At 49.4% G+C, this 17,030-nt stretch carries 16 protein-coding genes; 12 read left to right on the top strand and 4 right to left on the bottom strand.

The window, feature by feature from the left end; translation table 11 throughout:
- Window positions 1-63 precede the first annotated feature (63 nt).
- The 4 genes from htpG to KFF03_RS11530 all read left to right on the top strand — a co-directional run bounded on the left by htpG (window position 64) and on the right by KFF03_RS11530 (window position 3,658).
- Window positions 64-1,965 (top strand): molecular chaperone HtpG, encoded by a 1,902-nt coding sequence (gene htpG / locus KFF03_RS11545; protein WP_255857072.1) that lies wholly within the window; start codon window positions 64-66, stop codon window positions 1,963-1,965.
- Window positions 1,966-2,177: 212 nt separating this feature from the next.
- Window positions 2,178-2,747 (top strand): YfaZ family outer membrane protein, encoded by a 570-nt coding sequence (locus tag KFF03_RS11540; protein WP_255857071.1) that lies wholly within the window; start codon window positions 2,178-2,180, stop codon window positions 2,745-2,747.
- 20 nt (window positions 2,748-2,767) lie between these two features.
- Window positions 2,768-3,247 carry a DUF6586 family protein gene (locus KFF03_RS11535; protein WP_255857070.1) on the top strand — a complete coding sequence of 160 codons (480 nt, stop codon included), beginning with the start codon at window positions 2,768-2,770 and terminating at the stop codon, window positions 3,245-3,247.
- 159 nt (window positions 3,248-3,406) lie between these two features.
- Window positions 3,407-3,658 carry a hypothetical protein gene (locus tag KFF03_RS11530; protein ID WP_255857069.1) on the top strand — a complete coding sequence of 84 codons (252 nt, stop codon included), beginning with the start codon at window positions 3,407-3,409 and terminating at the stop codon, window positions 3,656-3,658.
- A 96-nt stretch (window positions 3,659-3,754) separates the two neighbouring features.
- On the opposite strand, the gene KFF03_RS11525 is transcribed toward KFF03_RS11530, so the two are convergent.
- The gene (locus KFF03_RS11525) at window positions 3,755-4,198 is read right to left on the bottom strand and encodes a SulA-like leucine-rich domain-containing protein (protein WP_255857068.1); all 444 of its coding nucleotides are present in this window, start codon (window positions 4,196-4,198) and stop codon (window positions 3,755-3,757) included.
- 49 nt (window positions 4,199-4,247) lie between these two features.
- Window positions 4,248-4,847 carry a transcriptional repressor LexA gene (lexA, locus tag KFF03_RS11520; RefSeq protein WP_255857067.1) on the bottom strand — a complete coding sequence of 200 codons (600 nt, stop codon included), beginning with the start codon at window positions 4,845-4,847 and terminating at the stop codon, window positions 4,248-4,250.
- 248 nt (window positions 4,848-5,095) lie between these two features.
- Between lexA and KFF03_RS11515 the strand changes: the two genes are divergently transcribed.
- The 7 genes from KFF03_RS11515 (at window position 5,096) to KFF03_RS11485 (ending at window position 12,640) form a co-directional block, all read left to right on the top strand.
- The gene (locus tag KFF03_RS11515; RefSeq protein WP_255857066.1) at window positions 5,096-5,743 is read left to right on the top strand and encodes a TetR/AcrR family transcriptional regulator; all 648 of its coding nucleotides are present in this window, start codon (window positions 5,096-5,098) and stop codon (window positions 5,741-5,743) included.
- Window positions 5,744-5,890: 147 nt separating this feature from the next.
- Window positions 5,891-6,406 (top strand): L,D-transpeptidase, encoded by a 516-nt coding sequence (locus KFF03_RS11510; protein ID WP_255857065.1) that lies wholly within the window; start codon window positions 5,891-5,893, stop codon window positions 6,404-6,406.
- Complete coding sequence (gene nagZ, locus KFF03_RS11505; protein WP_255857064.1) at window positions 6,391-7,437, top strand: beta-N-acetylhexosaminidase; 1,047 nt, start codon at window positions 6,391-6,393, stop codon at window positions 7,435-7,437. Before KFF03_RS11510 ends, nagZ begins: the two co-directional genes overlap by 16 nt.
- 1 nt (window position 7,438) lies before the next feature.
- On the top strand, window positions 7,439-8,185 hold the full coding sequence (locus KFF03_RS11500; protein ID WP_255857063.1) for an S-methyl-5'-thioinosine phosphorylase: 747 nt from the start codon (window positions 7,439-7,441) through the stop codon (window positions 8,183-8,185).
- A 271-nt stretch (window positions 8,186-8,456) separates the two neighbouring features.
- The gene (locus KFF03_RS11495) at window positions 8,457-9,416 is read left to right on the top strand and encodes a hypothetical protein (protein ID WP_255857062.1); all 960 of its coding nucleotides are present in this window, start codon (window positions 8,457-8,459) and stop codon (window positions 9,414-9,416) included.
- Between the two features lie 2 nt (window positions 9,417-9,418).
- Window positions 9,419-10,438: a putative solute-binding protein gene (locus tag KFF03_RS11490; protein WP_255857061.1), complete on the top strand. Its 1,020-nt coding sequence runs from the start codon at window positions 9,419-9,421 to the stop codon at window positions 10,436-10,438.
- Window positions 10,439-10,525: 87 nt separating this feature from the next.
- A complete protein-coding gene (locus tag KFF03_RS11485) occupies window positions 10,526-12,640 on the top strand; it encodes a TRAP transporter large permease subunit (protein ID WP_255857060.1) in 2,115 nt (704 codons plus the stop codon).
- Between the two features lie 59 nt (window positions 12,641-12,699).
- Here the strand turns inward: KFF03_RS11485 and ccoG are convergent, their stop codons facing one another.
- A complete protein-coding gene (gene ccoG / locus KFF03_RS11480; protein ID WP_255857059.1) occupies window positions 12,700-14,088 on the bottom strand; it encodes a cytochrome c oxidase accessory protein CcoG in 1,389 nt (462 codons plus the stop codon).
- 209 nt (window positions 14,089-14,297) lie between these two features.
- Window positions 14,298-15,761, bottom strand: coding sequence for a sigma-54-dependent Fis family transcriptional regulator (locus tag KFF03_RS11475; RefSeq protein ID WP_255857058.1), 1,464 nt, complete (start codon window positions 15,759-15,761; stop codon window positions 14,298-14,300).
- A 154-nt stretch (window positions 15,762-15,915) separates the two neighbouring features.
- Between KFF03_RS11475 and KFF03_RS11470 the strand changes: the two genes are divergently transcribed.
- Window positions 15,916-16,968: a DUF2333 family protein gene (locus KFF03_RS11470; protein WP_370647410.1), complete on the top strand. Its 1,053-nt coding sequence runs from the start codon at window positions 15,916-15,918 to the stop codon at window positions 16,966-16,968.
- The last annotated feature ends 62 nt before the right edge of the window (window positions 16,969-17,030 follow it).

Here is a 17,030-nt window from a genome sequence, read left to right as displayed (position 1 = left end):
GATAGAAGGCGCAGGTTAAAAAGCCGCGTCGACTGAATGATTTAGCGATTGAAGGAGAAAAGCATGACCGCAGCCAGTAAAGAGACACTGGGCTTTAAAACCGAAGTAAAGCAGTTATTACACCTGATGATTCACTCTTTGTACTCCAACAAAGAAATCTTCCTGCGCGAGCTGGTGTCGAACGCTTCCGATGCGTGTGACAAGTTGCGTTTTGAAGCGCTGCAAAATGACGGTTTATACGAAGGCAACAGCGAGCTGGCTGTTCATATTGATTTTGATGCTGAAGCAAAAACCGTCACCATTGACGATAACGGCATCGGCATGAACCGTGATGACGTAGTGAACCACCTGGGTACCATTGCTAAATCCGGTACGGCTGAGTTCCTGAGTCAGTTAAGTGGTGATCAGGCGAAAGATTCGCAATTGATCGGTCAGTTTGGTGTGGGTTTCTACTCTGCCTTTATTGTGGCTGACAAAGTGACGGTTGAGACCCGTCGAGCAGGCGACGCGGCAGATTCAGGTACGCGTTGGGAATCTGCAGGCGAGGGTGACTTCACCTTAGAGAACATTGATAAAGCCGAGCGTGGTACTCGTATCACCCTGCATCTGAAAGATGGAGAAGAAGAGTTTGCCGATAACTTCCGTCTACGTTCTCTGATTAAAAAATATTCAGATCACATCGCGGTACCGGTGTTCCTGCCGCAAGAAGTAACGTCTGAAGATGAAGACGGTGAGAACAAGCAGGTTCCTGAAGCGGTTAACGAAGCCAAAGCACTGTGGACTGTGTCTAAGTCAGACCTGAAAGACGAAGACTACAAAGAATTCTACAAGCACATTTCTCACGACTGGAACGAACCACTTACCTGGATGCACAACCGTGTTGAAGGCAAGCTGGATTACACCAGCCTGTTGTATATTCCGGCAAAAGCACCGTTCGATATGTGGAACCGTGAAGCGACACGTGGCCTGAAATTATACGTTCAGCGTGTGTTTATCATGGACGATGCCGAGCAATTCCTGCCGATGTACCTGCGTTTTGTCAAAGGTGTTTTAGATTCCAACGATCTGTCACTGAACGTTTCGCGTGAAATTCTTCAGCAGGACAAACAAGTGGACTCCATGCGCAGTGCGCTGGTGAAACGTGTGCTGGATACCCTGACTAAAATGGCGAAAAAAGAGCCGGAACAGTATCAGGAATTCTGGAGTCAGTTTGGTGAAGTTTTAAAAGAAGGCCCGGCGGAAGATTTTGCTAACAAAGAAAAAATCGCCAAGCTGTTCCGTTTTGCTACAACACAAAGCGACGGTGACGCACAAACGGTTGGCCTGGAAGATTATGTTGCGCGTATGCGTGAAGGCCAGAAGAAGATTTATTTCATTACTGGCGATAACCACGCGGCGGCATCGACCAGCCCACATCTGGAATACTTCAAAAACAAAGGTGTTGAAGTATTGCTGTTAACTGATCGTGTGGATGAGTGGATGGTGAGCCATCTGACGGACTTTGACGGCAAAGTATTCCAGGACGTGACCAAAGGTGAGCTGGATCTGGATGAGCTGGCGGACGAGTCTGAAAAGACCCAGCAAAAAGAACTGGAAGAGAGCCATAAAGATCTGGTTGAACGTCTGCAAAAGGCTCTGGAGGGTGAGGTTAAAGAAGTACGTGTGACGTCTCGTCTGACCGATTCTCCAGCCTGTCTGGTGGTGGGTCAATACGATATGGGCGGTCACATGCGCCGTATGATGGAAGCGGCTGGCCAGCAAATGCCAGAAGCGGAAGTGGCGCTGGAAGTGAATCCAACCCACCCATTAATCGAGCGTTTAGATGCCGAGCAGGATGAAGATCGCTTTAACGAGCTGACGCAAATTATTCATGCTCAGGCACAGTTGGCGGAAGGCAGTCAGCTGAAGCAGCCAGGTGACTACGTTACTAAGCTGAATAAACTGCTGTTGGATCTGATGAAATAATCGATCAGTGATTAAGAAAATGCCCCGCTCCTGTTTCAGGAGCGGGGCATTTTTTTGTGGCGCAGGAAGCAAAGACTGGAATAGTTTGTTTTACTTTTCTTTTAATTTTGCCTGTGACTCACAGTTTCGTCTGAGTGGCAGCACTGTTATGATGCGGCCAATAATAATGGTTAGCAGTGTCATGGCCCTGCTGCGGAATTTTGGGGAATAGTATGTCTCAGCTTAAAAAACTGGCTCTGGCTTCTTTAGTAGCAACTTCAGCAACCGTTAATGCTGGCGGTTCTCTGGACCTGAGTATTGCCAACGAAATGGTTCGTGTTGCGTATGATGCAACCAAAGTGGGTTCTGGCCTGCATGTCAGCGCTGATTTCCTGCATCACACCGATGACGGCAATATTGGTTCTGTGGGTCTGCACGTGGTGGATGTTCGTAATGAAGATCCGGATTTATACATCGGTGTTGGTGGTAAATTATACGGTTTTTCATCCGATGACGATGCGGACGTAAGCGGCGGTGGTGTTGGCCTGGGTGGTTTCTTCCGTTATCGCCTGCCGGGTGTTCCTGAAGTGAGTGTTGCTGGCTACGGTTATTATGCACCTCCGGTGATTTCTTTTTCAGATGCCGATAATATTTTTGACGCAGACCTGCGCCTGCAATACAGCCTGATTCCTACTGCTCGTGTTTATGTGGGTTACCGTTACACCGGTATTAAAATTGAAGACGTGAGTGATCGTTTTGAATTAGGTGACGGCGCACATGTTGGTTTGCGCCTGGATTTCTGATTTCGGGAAGCAAATACCTTATGGCAAGCTGGTTAAGCTTTACCAATCATAAGCTGTATCAGAGTCAGCTGCTTATGCAGCAAGCTGCTGATACAACTGAACCTGCCGTGCTGCAACAAGCACTGCAGGACAGTGCTTTGTACCTGTTAAGAGATGCTTACCTTTCTTACCTGCATGAGTTAGCTGAGTTGGCGACTTTCAGACAGCCATTCTCTTCACTGGCCGATCTGTTATCGCAGACACCTTTGATTACCGGCGAAATGCGAGAGTTTGAGCATCTCGAAAACGACAGCTTTTCATGGCTTCGTGCCATGTTGACGGCCTGTGATGCGATTGGACGTGCCGATGCACTTGAACCTCAGATCAGCCGCGTCTCACAACCCGGAATGATTAATCTGGTTGACGCCAGTACGTCATCGCATACCACCAATATCGGGCAATGGCATCATCAATTATCGCAACTGATTGATCTGCAAAGAGAAAATCGTCAGGAAAGTTAAACCACTGAAAAACTATGGTTTTAACAGGCATTGAAGCGTATTTTTCAGTGCTGTTTTGAGTCATCAGTGACACGTTAAAAACGTAGATTTTCTTGTGAATTTCCCTCCTATTAGATGACTGCTGTGTTACACTCTCGCGCCCGAAAACGAGAGGCGGTTATGGCACGCTTTTTTGAAATTGTAGAGTTATCAAACGGTGACATTGCGTTGCGTCGTGCAGACGAGCAAGAAGGCGATGCACTGGTCAGTATTCATTTTTCTGATGATGCCAAAGCGAGTTTGCAGGCTCATCATATGGATATCGCACGTGTAATGATTGAGGCGGGCGTCCGCAAAGTGGGTGAGTTATCCGGTATGGAAGTTGAGCGCGATGATTTTGCTCAGCCGGAATATCATAATCAGCTGCACTAATTGTTTATCTGATTAATAAAAAGGCCTTGTGAGCGTCATTCTTTCGTGAATAGACCCACAAGGCCTTTTTTGTTGGTTTGTTATCGGGTTTCTGTATTAACGGCGTTGAATCAGAATAACGTGGCTGCCTGACAGGTTGGCGCGTTGTTCAATGTCCTGGCGTTGTGTTTCTTCAAGCTTCCCCTGCCATTCAATAATCAGATGGCTGTTGGCGGCTTCCAGTGCCTTCTCAACTAAAATTGCCTGTGTATCCTGGCAAACATCCAGATGAATCACCGGAGAGTCCTGTAGCCCGAGGCTATCAAGATAGTGTTTATTCATTGGCATTTCAGGGCTCAGCCACATCAACCAGCGTTGTTGTGCCGAACATTGGGCCAGCAAAGGTAATAAGTGCATCGGTTGAATGGCGCTGCCTTCACTTAAAATCATCTCTGTCAGGCTACCACTGATCACACGTGGCTGACGTAAGGCCGAACTGCTGAGAGTCAGACCGCCTTGTTCCATACCAAGTGGTTCCATTCCGAGAGTTAACTGACGCATAACTTCACCCTGAGTGCTGAAAACAATGAATAAAATTGACGATTAAAAATTAGTTGCGGCGCAGAACACCAACATACAAACCTTCGATGGCGAAGTCGGCTTCTTTCAGGTCGACCTCAATAGGGCTGTAGTCTTTGTTTTCCGGGAAGAGAGTGACTTTGTTGCGCTTTTTCTCATAACGCTTAACGGTCACTTCATTATCAACTCGTGCTACCACAACCTCACCATTACGTGCGGTGTCCATGCGATGCACCGCAATATAATCACCGTCCAGAATGCCCATTTCCATCATCGAGTCGCCATGAACTTCAAGCAGATAATCCGCTTGAGGTTTAAAGAAGCTTGGCGGAATTTCGCAATAATCTTCGATGTGCTCCTGGGCCAGGATTGGCTCGCCAGCAGCAACACGGCCAACAATGGGTAACCCAGGGTTGCTTGCTTCAACAATGCGAATACCACGTGAAGCACCCGCCATCATCTCGATGGCGCCTTTGCGTGCCAGTGCTTTCAGATGTTCTTCTGCTGCGTTAGGAGAACGGAATCCTAATTCGTTAGCAATCTCGGCACGAGTGGGCGGAAAGCCAGTCTCTTCCAATGATGCTTTAATACAATCGAGAACCTGTTGTTGACGCGCGGTCAGCTTGATCATGATATTTATCCAAACTGGTAATCCATACAGTGACTGTAAATGTATACAGTATTTTATACTGTGTAAACCCCTGTATAAAAAATTGTAGTGGCCGTCGAGTGTGCTGGGTGTTGACCTCGTGTGTTAGCTGCCAGCTAATTCGGAGAAATACTGATGGTAGTTGGCAGTACTTGCCTTTCAGCTGTTTTAAACGTATGTTTGAAACACTTGTTTTGTAACTATCGTTAAATGCTGAGGAGCTTGCCGTTATGGCGAACAAAGAGACGGCCAAAGCCATTCTGAATGCTGCAGAGGAACTGTTTTCAGAAAAAGGATTTGCCGAGACCTCCTTACGCAATATCACCACCAAGGCCGGAGTCAACCTGGCGGCCGTCAACTATCATTTCGGCTCTAAGAAGGAGCTGATTCAGGCAGTTTTTGCCCGCTTTCTGAATACCTTCTGCCAACAGTTGGAAGAAACGCTGGATCAGTTTGAACAGCAATTGGGTGGAGAAACACCGGATCTCAATGCGGTGCTGATGATGTTGCCGGCTACCGCCCTGCAGAGTGAAAATAAAACCGAACTGGACGACGACCACCGTCATCGTCTGGGTATTTTTATGCGTTTGCTCGGGTTGGCGTACAATCAGGGGCAGGGTCACGTGCGTAAGTTTCTCAAGCAAGAATATGGCACCGTATTTAATCGTTACATGGTATTGGTCACTGCTGCGTCCCCCCAATTAAGCAACGAAGATCGCTTCTGGCGTATCCATTTTATGTTGGGTGCCACTGTGTTCACCTTGTCGGGTGCCGATGCGTTAATTGCAATGGCCGAGCATGAATTTGGCATTGATGCCGATATCAGTGGTGTCTTTAATAAATTAATTCCATTCCTGGGGGCTGGCTTCCAGGCATAAGTTGTTTGGATGCAGTTTGTTTCAGGCATAGCTTGTTTCAGGCATCGGCGTCAGTCGCGCGTTTTATGAAAACACTCAGCAGTACCGAACCATCGGCAGCTTTGATAAGCTTCCTGCTTTAGTAATATCAGAGCTGTAGCTGAGTTCATGACCAACAATCTGATCGAAATATCCATTGCTGATCAGGCATTACGGATTTCCACGGCAGGGATCTGCCATCTATATTCTGTTTCCACCGCCATTAATGGTATTGGTGAGCTATCTGGCTCAGGCAAAACACCACAGGGGTGGCACCGTATTGCCGCCAAAATTGGTGCCGGCCAACCTGAAAATGCGGTGTTCATTGGCCGTCGTCCAACTGGCGAAATTTATTCTGATAGCCTGGCAAAAGCTGAGCCCGGGCGTGATTGGATTCTCAGCCGTATTCTGTGGTTGCAAGGTCTGGAAGTCGGTCGTAATCGCATGGGTAATGTCGATACCATGCGGCGTTATATTTATATACACGGCACACCGGACTCTGAGCCTATGGGGCAAGCGTTGTCACACGGCTGTATCCGGATGCGCAACGAGGATGTGATTGAGCTGTTTGATCTGATTGAACCAGGCACCGAAGTCTGGATACAGCCACATAGTTTTTCGAGAATTCCATGCAAGAACCTGTAAATTTTCACCATCATGTGGGTGTTATCGCTGATATTGCTGGCACAGAATTAACGGCTTCGGATCGCGAGTTTTTATTGCAGCCGGAAATTGCCGGACTCATTCTTTTCAGTCGTAATTATGAAAGCCCGGCACAACTTAAACAGCTCACTCAATCGATTCATGATTTACGGTCAGATTTGCTGATTTGTGTCGATCAGGAAGGGGGGCGTGTACAGCGTTTTCGCCAAGGGTTTACCCGTCTGCCTGCTATGTTATCGCTGGAAGTGGTTTATCGAAAAGACACCTCCCAAGCTCTGGGTCTGGCCGAGGATCTTGGTTGGTTAATGGCGCTGGAATTAATTGAGCAGGGCGTACACCTGAGTTTTGCGCCGGTACTGGATATTGAGCGGGATTGCTCTCGTGTTATCGGTGATCGCGCTTTTGGCCACGATGCCAATGCCGTCGCTGAGTTAGCCGGAGCATTTATCGCTGGAATGCAGTCGTTGCAGATGGCAGCGGTGGGGAAACATTTTCCGGGCCATGGTGCTGTGGAAGCGGATTCTCATCTGGACTTGCCGGTTGATGAACGAACACTTGAGCAAATTCAGTACGACATACAACCGTTTGCCCGACTGATGGCGCAACACAAGCTTGCCGGTGTGATGCCTGCCCATGTGTTGTATCCCAGTGTCGATGACACAACCACGGCCGGTTTTTCTGAGGTTTGGCTGCAGCAAATTTTACGTCAGCAGCTGGCCTTTTCGGGTGTTATTTTCAGTGATGATTTATCCATGGCTGGCGCCGCTGCGGCGGGCAGTTACAGTGAGCGCAGTGATAAAGCCATCGCAGCAGGCTGTAATGCATTGCTGGCTTGTAATCATCGTGACGCAGCGGTTGAGGTGGTTGCTGCGGTACGTCAGGCGAGGCAGAAAAACCCACAATTAACAGCACTCGATTTATCGTCGTTGATTCCGCCAGCCATCGAGATTGATGACAACTGTCAGCAGCGGCGTGTGCAGATTCAACAGCGCATTAACGATTTATTAAATTAATATGAAAGCAAAAAAAACAGCCATTATTGGTGGCACCGGCCTGACTCAGTTGCCAGAGCTTGACGTTATTTCAGAACAGGCGGTGGAAACTCCACTGGGCATGACATCCGGACTGCTGACCGAGGGCAAGTGGCATGGCAATGAGGTTATTTTTCTCGCCCGTCACGGCCATCCACATTCTGTACCTCCACATAAAATTAATTACCGCGCAAATCTGCTGGCTCTGCAGCAATGTGGTGTGGATGCCATTATTGCCGTGAACGCCGTAGGCGGTATAACAGAGGCGATGGTGTCTGGTCATATTGCCGTGCCGCATCAGGTGATTGATTACACCTGGGGTCGTGAAAGCACGTATTTTGATGGTGAGTTTATGCCATTGGATCATGTGGATCTGACTTTTCCTTATGACGAAGTATTACGCCAGAAGTTATTGAGTGAAGCGACAGCCGCCGGCTTTTTGGTTTCAGGTGCTGGTGTGTATGGTGCAACCCAGGGGCCAAGGCTGGAAACCATCGCTGAAATCTCTCGTATGGAAAGGGATGGCTGTGACCTGGTGGGGATGACGGGCATGCCAGAAGCTGCTTTGGCGCGTGAGTTAGGTATTCCATATGCCAGCATTTGTTTAGTGGTGAATCCAGCGGCAGGCAAGGCTGAAGGGGAAATTACCATGGAGCAAATTCGTGCTGTTTTAAACGGCGGAATGGAGCAGGTAAAAGGGCTCTTATCGCACTTTCTGATGGCAGAATAAGCAATGGGTGGTGCTGCTTTGGCAGATATCCACCTTTTTATTTGGCCTCATTGGTCATACCCTCGCAAGCTTGAGTTAGATTGGTCAGTTGAAGCTGGTTTGGTTTCAGGTAGACTCTGCCTGTAGAAATCAGGCTCAAAATGACCTGATCCGGGGCGTTTGGTCCCCGAAACAATAACAACAAATACTCATCAAAACTGGGGTCCGCATGTTCACTCTGATGCGTTTTACGCTGCTTTCGCTCGCTCTTATTATTTCATCTGGCTGTAGCATGATTTATAAAACCACGGGTTGGTTTGCTTATGATTATGCTGAAGATTACGCCATTCCTTACAGCCTGAAAGCGGATGACCCGCAAATGGCCTGTGCTCTGTCTGAGGGTATGACCGGCGCGTTAATGTCTTTTAGCGAAGTCGCGTACACGCCGGATCGTCAGGCCATTGCGATGCATATGATGGCAGGTGCGTGTGCTGAAGAGCGTGCGCGAGAACATGCTCTGGCTTACCTGCGTGCGTTTAATGCACAAAATATCAGTGAAGCGAAAGATGCACGAATTCGCGAAAAACGTGAATTTGCTCTGGCTGCCAATCGCCAGTACAAAGCCTATCAGCATATGCTGGCGGAATTTGTTGAAGAAGGGGATGTGGGGGGCGAGTGCCCGGATCTGAGTGAAGAGGATGAAATGCTCTGGATGATGGGTATTCTGGCTGGCTTCCAGTCGGTGATGAGTGATGTCCGCTCGCAGGGCCAGGTGGGTGTACCCAAAGATATCGCCATGAAGTCTGTTCGTGGTATTCAGTGCATCGACAACGAGCGTTGGTGGGGTGTCCCTCAAGCGATTAATGCCGCCGTTGGCATCATGCTGCCAAGTGCTGATGACCTGAACGCCACCGACGCCTGGGAAGAAATGCATCAGGCCAGTCGCATTGCTTCTGAGTCCGGTGTTCGCCTGGCCCATGCCATTGAAGTTACCGTGGCTGATGGTGCTGATAACCCACAACAATTGCGTGATGCCATTCGTCGTCATGCTGCCTCTGTTAAGACCACGCCAAGTAATCCGGATTTCCGCATGATGGATATCATTGCCAACCGCCAGATTCTGGCCATCTCTGATCGCTTATGGACGGAGGCTACCGGCTCCCGTACACCCATCGATGGTTTAGGCACCTTCTGGGATGATCAGCGCAATCAGGCTCCTGCGCTGGATATTGATGATCTGCTGGGAGAATAAGCATGCGTGTTATTCATCTTCTGGCATGGTTTACGGTCTCACTGTTCGTCAGTTTTGCTGCGCATTCGGCTGTTAATCCGTCGGTTATCGACAAAAGAACTTTGTGTGTGTTTGATCCTCTGGGGGCGAACGGCCCTTTGTATGGCACCGCAAAAGACTACGCCGCTGAAGCGCTGGCCTGGGGTTATGATTTTAGTCTGCGAGCCTATCCGGACGAAAAAATTGCTTCTGATGATTTTAAAGCCGGCCAGTGTGATGCTGTTGTGATGACGGGCGCCCGCGCTCGTCCATTTAATCGCTTTGCTTCAACCATTGAAGCCATTGGCGCGATTCCCAGCGAAAGTGTCATGCGTAATCTGGTACAGATGTTGGCCTCGCCAAAAGCCGCCAAATATATGTCAGAAGGTCGTTATGAAGTGGTTGGCCTGATGCCTGCCGGGCCTATCTATTTGTTCTTGCGTGATCGTACGGTGGATAGTGTTGAGGAAATGTCCGGCAAGCGCGTTGCCACGATTGATTACGATGAACCGTCAAAACGACTGGTGCGTCATGTAGGGGCATCCATGGTGCCGTCTAATTCCGCTAATTTCTCCGGCAAGTTTAACAATGGCAGTGTGGATGTGGCTTATGCCCCGGCAGTCGCTTACAAGCCTTTAGAGCTGTACAAGGGGATTGGTGAGAATGGCGGTATCCTGCGTTTTAATCTGGCTTATCTGGATTTTCAGATTGTGGTTCATAAAGAGCGCTTCTCTCCGGAGTTTGGTATCAGCTCGCGCCAGTTTGTAGCGAGTTCATACGATAAGGTGGTTGAATTGGTGCAGCGCGATACTCAGGAAATTCCGGAAGAGTATTGGGTTGATCTGAATCCGGCGGATGTCGAAAAATACAATCTGATGCTGCGTGATGTTCGTTTGGCATTACGGGAAGAAGGCATCTATCACCCAACCATGCTGAAAATTCTGCGTAAGCTGCGCTGTCGGGAAAATCCGGCTAATGCTGAGTGCGTCGAAAAACTTGAATAACAACCAAAACCCGAATAATCGCCGGGGATAGCATCAGCCAGCTTTCCGGCTGGCTGATCATAATAATAACATTACAGGACTCTCACTATGGAGCAGGCAATCCGCGTAGGCAATCGCAGTGCCTATGAATGGCTCGCCGCTTTGCCAGCCTTTCTTGTGCTGGTATTTGTCGTCATTCTCAACACCAGTCATGCCCTTCATGCGCAGCTGTTGCAGGTGGGTGAAAGCATCTGGGATGGCTACTTTATGCTGCGTTCTGATCCAACAGAGCCCAGCTGCAATATTCAGATGGATATTGATGCACAATTGGCCGCTCTGGTTGCAGAGGCCGCAGCCGAAGAAGACGAGTGGGATCTGTTTGATGCTGAACCGGTTGATGAGCAGGCCATGCGTCAGTCTCTGGTGGCGGCGCAGCAGCAGTGTGAGACCAAACATCAGCAATATGCTGAAACCATTGAGCGTATCACCCCGGGAGTCGAAATTTTCCGTAGCATTGAGCTAGGCGTTGCTCAGTTTGGTGAAATCGGCATGAGCGCCCAGCGTATTATGCTGGCGGTGCTGGTTTTGATCTGTGGTTTAACCGCATTATTTCGTCGCCACCATATTGCTTTAAGGCCAATGGAAACGGTGATGGATTATCGCGTGTCTTCCGCGGCGCAATTATTGGCTTCGGCCATTCTGTTTTATTCTGTTTACAGCTTCCGTGATGTGGCGTTTTCTTCCGGCGTTGCGGTCAGTACCGAGCACGGCATTCTGCATCATTTATGGATTTTTGGTTTCGCCTTTATTTTATTGCTGAGCCTTTATCAGTTTTTATTTATTCCAAAAGAAGCCAAGCCGGGTGGCAGCTTTTTAAAAGCGCAGTTGTCGGTGCCTTTGTATGCCACCATGTGCATTATTTCCGGCGGTTATTTTATTGCCAGCGGGCACGGTGCCGGTATCGGGATTTATTTAGGGCAGATGATGGAGCTGTCTCAGTTATTCCTGAACGTTGGCCTGTATGTTTGGATTGGTATGCTGCTGAAGCGCACTCAGCTGGCTCAGGTCGTATTTAATCTGTTTCGTCCATTCAAATTACCACCCGAGTTGTTATCCGTTGCGGTGGTTGCTTTGGCTGCGATTCCAACTGCTTATACCGGTGCCTCGGGCATTTTTGTCATTGCCGTGGGTGGCTTGATTTATGCCGAATTGCGTCGTGCCGGTGCGCGTCGTCAGTTGGCTCTGGCGGCGACGGCGATGTCAGGTTCTCTGGGTGTGGTATTAAGGCCGTGTTTATTGGTTGTTATTATTGCGGCACTGAATAATGAGGTAACCACCGATCAGTTATTCGGTTGGGGTGTGAAAGTCTTTTTCCTGACCACCATGTTGTTTGCATTAATGGCGATGTTAACCAGCCAGACGTCACTAAAAGTACAGTGGTCGGGCGATACCTGGCCTGAATTTAAGCAAGCATTGCTGCCATTAATTCCGTATGTGGTGATTATTGGCGTCACTTTATTGTTGTATGCCTTTTTATTAAATGCGTATTTAGATGAATTTTCTGCGCCGATTATTTTGCCGGTTTTATTACTGGTGGTACTGGTGTATGAGCGTGCCGTTCAGGAGAAAGGCATTCTGGCGCGAGAAAATATGAACATTGATTATCTCGAGCAGCGCTGTGAAAAAGGCTTTTCAGATCTGGTTGCTGGTCGTGATTCATTGGAAAAAACCATTCGTGAAGCGACTACAGAAACCACCGGCCATATCGGTGCTTTGTTAATGTTAATGGGCCTCTCCGTCAGTATCGGTGGTGTGGTTGAACGTGCTGAGCTGATGCATATGGTGCCTACCACGTTTGAATCCGCCTGGCTGGCGATGGCGTTATTGGTAGCCATTCTGGTGGTGGTTGGCATGGTGATGGACCCTTATGGTGCAGTGATTCTGGTCAGTGCAACCATCGCTACCATTGCGTATGACAGTGGTATCCATCCGGTGCACTTCTGGATGGTCACACTGGTTGCATTTGAGCTGGGTTATCTCAGTCCGCCGGTGGCGTTAAATCATTTACTGACGCGACAAGTGGTAGGGGAACAGGAAGTGGCACTGGCATCACAGGAAGGACATAACTTCTGGTATCGGCATGAAAAAATTCTGCTGCCGCTGGTGACAATGTTTATTGCGCTGATGATTGTAGCGTTTGTTCCTTTGTTGGTCGGTTATTAGAATCTACGCTTGGCTCCCACGCAGAGCGTGGGAGCCAGAAACTCCGGGGTGCCTTGAGCTCAATTCGCTGCTAATTGATTAGCGAAAGGATTTGAGTAACTCACTTCTACGGTTTGTTGCTGGCCATCAAATGCCAGTGTCAGATTAACCTTGCCGGAAGGCGTCGATAAATCCCGTTCAATGTTAATTGCCTGTCCGGCGCGAGCCCCCGGGCCAATCACTAACTGCGCTAAGTGCAATTTGTTATCCAGTATATCGACGGTCATTTGTTCTGCCGTGCGGTTGTGCAGGCTGAGAATATAGCGGTTGCTGACAGTGTCGTCGGGTGTGAGCTGATACAAGGATAAGCGATCACGCTGAATGCTGATGCTCAATGGATCATGATTCAGCACCGATACCAGCGTTAATACCGCAGTAATGGTGACAGCCATACCATAACCCCACAAACGCCAGCGTTGGCCACTGCTGCGCTGCATTTCAGGTTCGTAAGTAATCAGGCCGCGTGGCTTACCAATTTTATCCATCACCCGATCACAGGCATCAACGCAGGCGCCACAATCAACACAGGCGATTTGTAAGCCATCACGAATATCAATATTGGTCGGACACACGTGGACGCACATATCACAATTAATGCAGTCACCAGTGGTCGAATGAGGGTTGCGACGGCCGCGTGGTTCGCCGCGCTTTTCGTCATAACGCACGGTGCGGGTGTATGAATCAAACATGACCGACTGGAAACGCGAATAAGGGCAGGCATCGGTGCAGAATTTTTCACGTAACCAGCCCGCATTCACAAAGGTCAGTCCGCCAATAATGATGACCCAGGCCAGTGCCATCATTGAAATATCACCCGCCATTAAATCGGCCAGCCAGATTTCCAGCGGATAAAAATACGCCAAAGCAGTAACGGCGGTGGCCAGTGATAACAGCCCCCAGATGACAAACTTCAGTAAGCGACGCAGTTTCTGGCTGCTGCTGCCTTTTCCCTGGTCCAGCTTGCGGCGTTTATTGCGTGAGCCTTCCAGCTTTTCCTCAATCCAGATGAACATAAAGGTCCAGGTGGTTTGTGGGCAGGCATAACCACACCAGAGTCTGCCAGCATACATTGAGACAAAAAACAGAGCAAAGGCACCGCCGACTAACATACCGATGATGATGGTCAGATCTTCCGGCCATAATACCCAGCTCCACAGGTGAAACTCTTTTTGCACCAGGTTGAAATGAATGGCGGGGTTGCCTTCCCAGGTAAGCCAGGGAGTCAGGAAGAAAAATAATAATAGCGGCCAGGTGCTGGCACGACGCCAGTTGCGGAAGCGCCCGGCGATAGTTTTCACGCGGTGCGGGGTTACTTCGATGGCATCAATGCGACGTGCCTGCCAGTCGACGGCTGTATTGGCGTCGCTGTTTGGGTCATCTGATACATCTGTGTGGAATACATCGGACATGTTGCTCTCTCATACGGCAATCTAATTGCTACCGTTATGGCAACTGCTGTACCAGATTTAAAATCCCATGGGCATGGGCTTTTATCGGCAAAAAACACCTCTTGGTGTGATATATGGATGCGAAATATCGCTTATGGCGAAATATCGCATTTTAATGATTGATACTTGGGGGTTAAAGAAGATGATGCGTATCGCTAAAGGAGGAAGCTTTACTTCAGCTGAATTTCCAGTTTTTTCATGCGTGAGCGTAGCGTTGATACCGGAAGGTTGAGGAGTTCTGCCGCACCCTGTTTGCCACCAACAATGCCATCACAGTATTTCAGTGCTCGCAAAATGTGCTCACGTTCGGCATCGGCCATCGGTAAGGGTTTTTGTTGCCGGTCCGGATGCAGGTTGGCACTTTGCAGCGGCGGAATGATCAGCTGTTGCTGGCTGACAATCAGTGCATGTTCGATCACATTGCCCAGCTCACGAACGTTACCCGGCCAATCGTAATGCATCAGTTCCTGGAGGGTGGAAGGGGATAATTCCGGCTCTCGTTTGCCCAGTTTCTGCGCCAGAGTGCGTAGGAAGTGTCGTACCAACAGAGGGATATCGGCTTTTCGGTCACGCAGTGGGGCAATGGTGAGCGGAAATACTTTCAGACGAAAATACAAATCGGCACGGAACTCACCGTCGGCGACCATTTGTTCCAGGTTGCGATGGGTTGCGGTGATCACACGCACATCCACTTTTATGGTCTGACTGCTGCCCAGTCGCTGGATTTCACCTTCCTGCAATACCCGCAGCAGTTTGACCTGAGCCGCTGAGCTGAGCTCTGCGACTTCATCCAGAAACAGGGTGCTGCCGTCGGCTTGTTCAAAGCGACCAATACGGCGCTGGTGGGCGCTGGTAAAGGCCCCTCGTTCATGGCCGAATAATTCGCTTTCGAGCAGGGTATCGGCGATGGCCCCGCAGTTCACTTTCACCATCGGTTGCTGAGCACGTGAACTGAGGCGGTGTAATGACTCCGCGACCAGCTCTTTGCCGGTACCACTTTCCCCCTGGATCAACACGCAACTGGGGGTGGGAGCAACCTGTTCAATGGCATGTTGCAGGCAGAGCATGGCATCACTTTGGCCGATCAGGTCGCGGTGATTTTGTTGTTCCCGCAGTGCCTGGTGCAAATAGCGGTTTTCGGCCTGAAGTTTTTGTTGCAATTGCTCTACCTGAGCGAGAGCGGCCTGCAGCGAGCGTTGATGTTCAAGACGTTCGCTGATGTCTTTAAATACCACCACGGCACCGGTGATTTCGCCGTTATCAATGATCGCGGTGCTGGAATATTCAACCGGAAAGAAGCTGCCGTCCTTGCGCCAGAATACTTCCTGATCGCTGTGCGCGGTTTCTCCGGTTTGCAGGGTGTGGTAAATCGGACATTCCGTTTGTGGATAATGGCTGCCATCGGCATGACTATGGTGATGGAACTGATGGATACTTTTGCCTTTGATTTCATCCTGATTCCATCCGGTCAAACGCTCAGCGGCTTGATTCACAAACGTCGCATGACCAGCCGCATTCAAACCATATACCCCTTCCGACATGGATTCGAGAATGCGCTGGTAGCGGTGGGTCAACTCACTGTGGGTCAGCGCTGCTGCCTGTGATGAGGGTGTTGATGTGTTGGACTGGCTCATGCTGCATGTCATACCGGACTGATAACAGAACGAGGAGTATATCAGCCCTGATCAACAGCGCCTTAGTTTTGCGCGCTCAACCCTTGTCGCCTGCAAGGATGACGAGTAGGCTTTGCAGCTATCTGATAAAAAACAAAATTTTAAAGGAAGCAGGATGAGTGGTCAGTTAAAAGATCGCGCGTTGGATATGAAAGAACGTGCGCAGGACTGGTGGGCCGATGGCGGCTTTGCCCGCAGTGGTATTATGGTTGTGCTGGTAGTGTATTTACTGGTGGCGCTGGTTCTGGGTTTTTTCTGGAGTAATGAACCAGAGACCTTCGCAGTAAAAGACAATGCGGCGGCCCAGGCCGAAGCCATGGGCGTTGAAACGGTAACGGGCTTCACCACCACTGCTACCTTGATGAAGGTGACCGACACTTTATTAAACAAGCAGGGCGGTTATCTGAGTAATGACATTTTCCCTCCGGGTTTGTGGTTAGATAATATTCCAAACTGGGAATATGGCGTGTTGGTGCAGGTGCGCGACTTTTCTCGTGCGCTGCGCAAAGACTTCAGCCGTTCTCAAAGCCAATCAACGGAAGACAAAGACCTGGCGATTGCTGAGCCTCAGCTTCACTTTGACAGTAACAGCTGGGCAGTGCCGTCTACCGAAGCGGAATATCGTCGTGGTTTAAAAGCACTTGGAAACTATCTGGCGCGTTTGTCTGATCCGAATACACCTACCGCTCAGTTCTATGCTCGTGCCGATAACCTGCGCCAGTGGTTGTTTGATGTGGAAACCCGCCTGGGTAGCTTATCCCAGCGTTTGAGTGCGTCGGTGGGTAAACGTCGTTTAAATACTGACCTGGCAGGTGATGCTGCTGCGACACAGTCCACACCAACGGATTATGATCAGGAAGTAAAAACTCCCTGGACACAAATCGATGATGTGTTTTATGAAGCGCGTGGAACGGCCTGGGCTCTGGCGCATATTTTACGTGCCATCGAGGTTGATTTCCGCGATGTGTTGCAGAAGAAAAATGCCCTGGTAAGCCTGCGTCAGATCATTCGTGAACTGGAAGCAACTCAGGAAAGTGTTGGGTCTCCAATTATTCTCAATGGTGATGGTTTTGGTATTTTTGCTAACCATTCTCTGGTGATGGCGTCTTATATCTCGCGGGCGAATGCCGCGATCTTGGACTTGCGTGAGCTGCTGTCGCAGGGCTGATGGCCAGTCTTTCTTATTCAATACCTCTGATACGACAAAGCGCCATTGATTGGAGCTTTTTT

The organism is Bacterioplanoides sp. SCSIO 12839 (assembly GCF_024397975.1).
Classification (GTDB): domain Bacteria; phylum Pseudomonadota; class Gammaproteobacteria; order Pseudomonadales; family Oceanobacteraceae; genus Bacterioplanoides.
Note: the sequence above shows the minus strand (reverse complement) of the source record. Positions and strands in the feature narration are given on the sequence as shown.

Excerpts from the sequence above, each read along its gene's own strand:
- KFF03_RS11540 (WP_255857071.1), top strand. The coding sequence starts at position 2,178 with ATGTCTCAGCTTAAAAAACTGGCTCTGGCTTCTTTAGTAGCAACTTCA.
- KFF03_RS11475 (WP_255857058.1), bottom strand. The coding sequence starts at position 15,761 with ATGAGCCAGTCCAACACATCAACACCCTCATCACAGGCAGCAGCGCTG.
- KFF03_RS11495 (WP_255857062.1), top strand. The coding sequence starts at position 8,457 with ATGATTTATAAAACCACGGGTTGGTTTGCTTATGATTATGCTGAAGAT.
- KFF03_RS11530 (WP_255857069.1), top strand. The coding sequence starts at position 3,407 with ATGGCACGCTTTTTTGAAATTGTAGAGTTATCAAACGGTGACATTGCG.
- KFF03_RS11500 (WP_255857063.1), top strand. The coding sequence starts at position 7,439 with ATGAAAGCAAAAAAAACAGCCATTATTGGTGGCACCGGCCTGACTCAG.
- KFF03_RS11470 (WP_370647410.1), top strand. The coding sequence starts at position 15,916 with ATGAGTGGTCAGTTAAAAGATCGCGCGTTGGATATGAAAGAACGTGCG.
- KFF03_RS11490 (WP_255857061.1), top strand. The coding sequence starts at position 9,419 with ATGCGTGTTATTCATCTTCTGGCATGGTTTACGGTCTCACTGTTCGTC.
- KFF03_RS11535 (WP_255857070.1), top strand. The coding sequence starts at position 2,768 with ATGGCAAGCTGGTTAAGCTTTACCAATCATAAGCTGTATCAGAGTCAG.
- KFF03_RS11485 (WP_255857060.1), top strand. The coding sequence starts at position 10,526 with ATGGAGCAGGCAATCCGCGTAGGCAATCGCAGTGCCTATGAATGGCTC.
- KFF03_RS11525 (WP_255857068.1), bottom strand. The coding sequence starts at position 4,198 with ATGCGTCAGTTAACTCTCGGAATGGAACCACTTGGTATGGAACAAGGC.
- KFF03_RS11510 (WP_255857065.1), top strand. The coding sequence starts at position 5,891 with ATGACCAACAATCTGATCGAAATATCCATTGCTGATCAGGCATTACGG.
- KFF03_RS11515 (WP_255857066.1), top strand. The coding sequence starts at position 5,096 with ATGGCGAACAAAGAGACGGCCAAAGCCATTCTGAATGCTGCAGAGGAA.
- nagZ (WP_255857064.1), top strand. The coding sequence starts at position 6,391 with ATGCAAGAACCTGTAAATTTTCACCATCATGTGGGTGTTATCGCTGAT.
- ccoG (WP_255857059.1), bottom strand. The coding sequence starts at position 14,088 with ATGTCCGATGTATTCCACACAGATGTATCAGATGACCCAAACAGCGAC.
- lexA (WP_255857067.1), bottom strand. The coding sequence starts at position 4,847 with ATGATCAAGCTGACCGCGCGTCAACAACAGGTTCTCGATTGTATTAAA.
- htpG (WP_255857072.1), top strand. The coding sequence starts at position 64 with ATGACCGCAGCCAGTAAAGAGACACTGGGCTTTAAAACCGAAGTAAAG.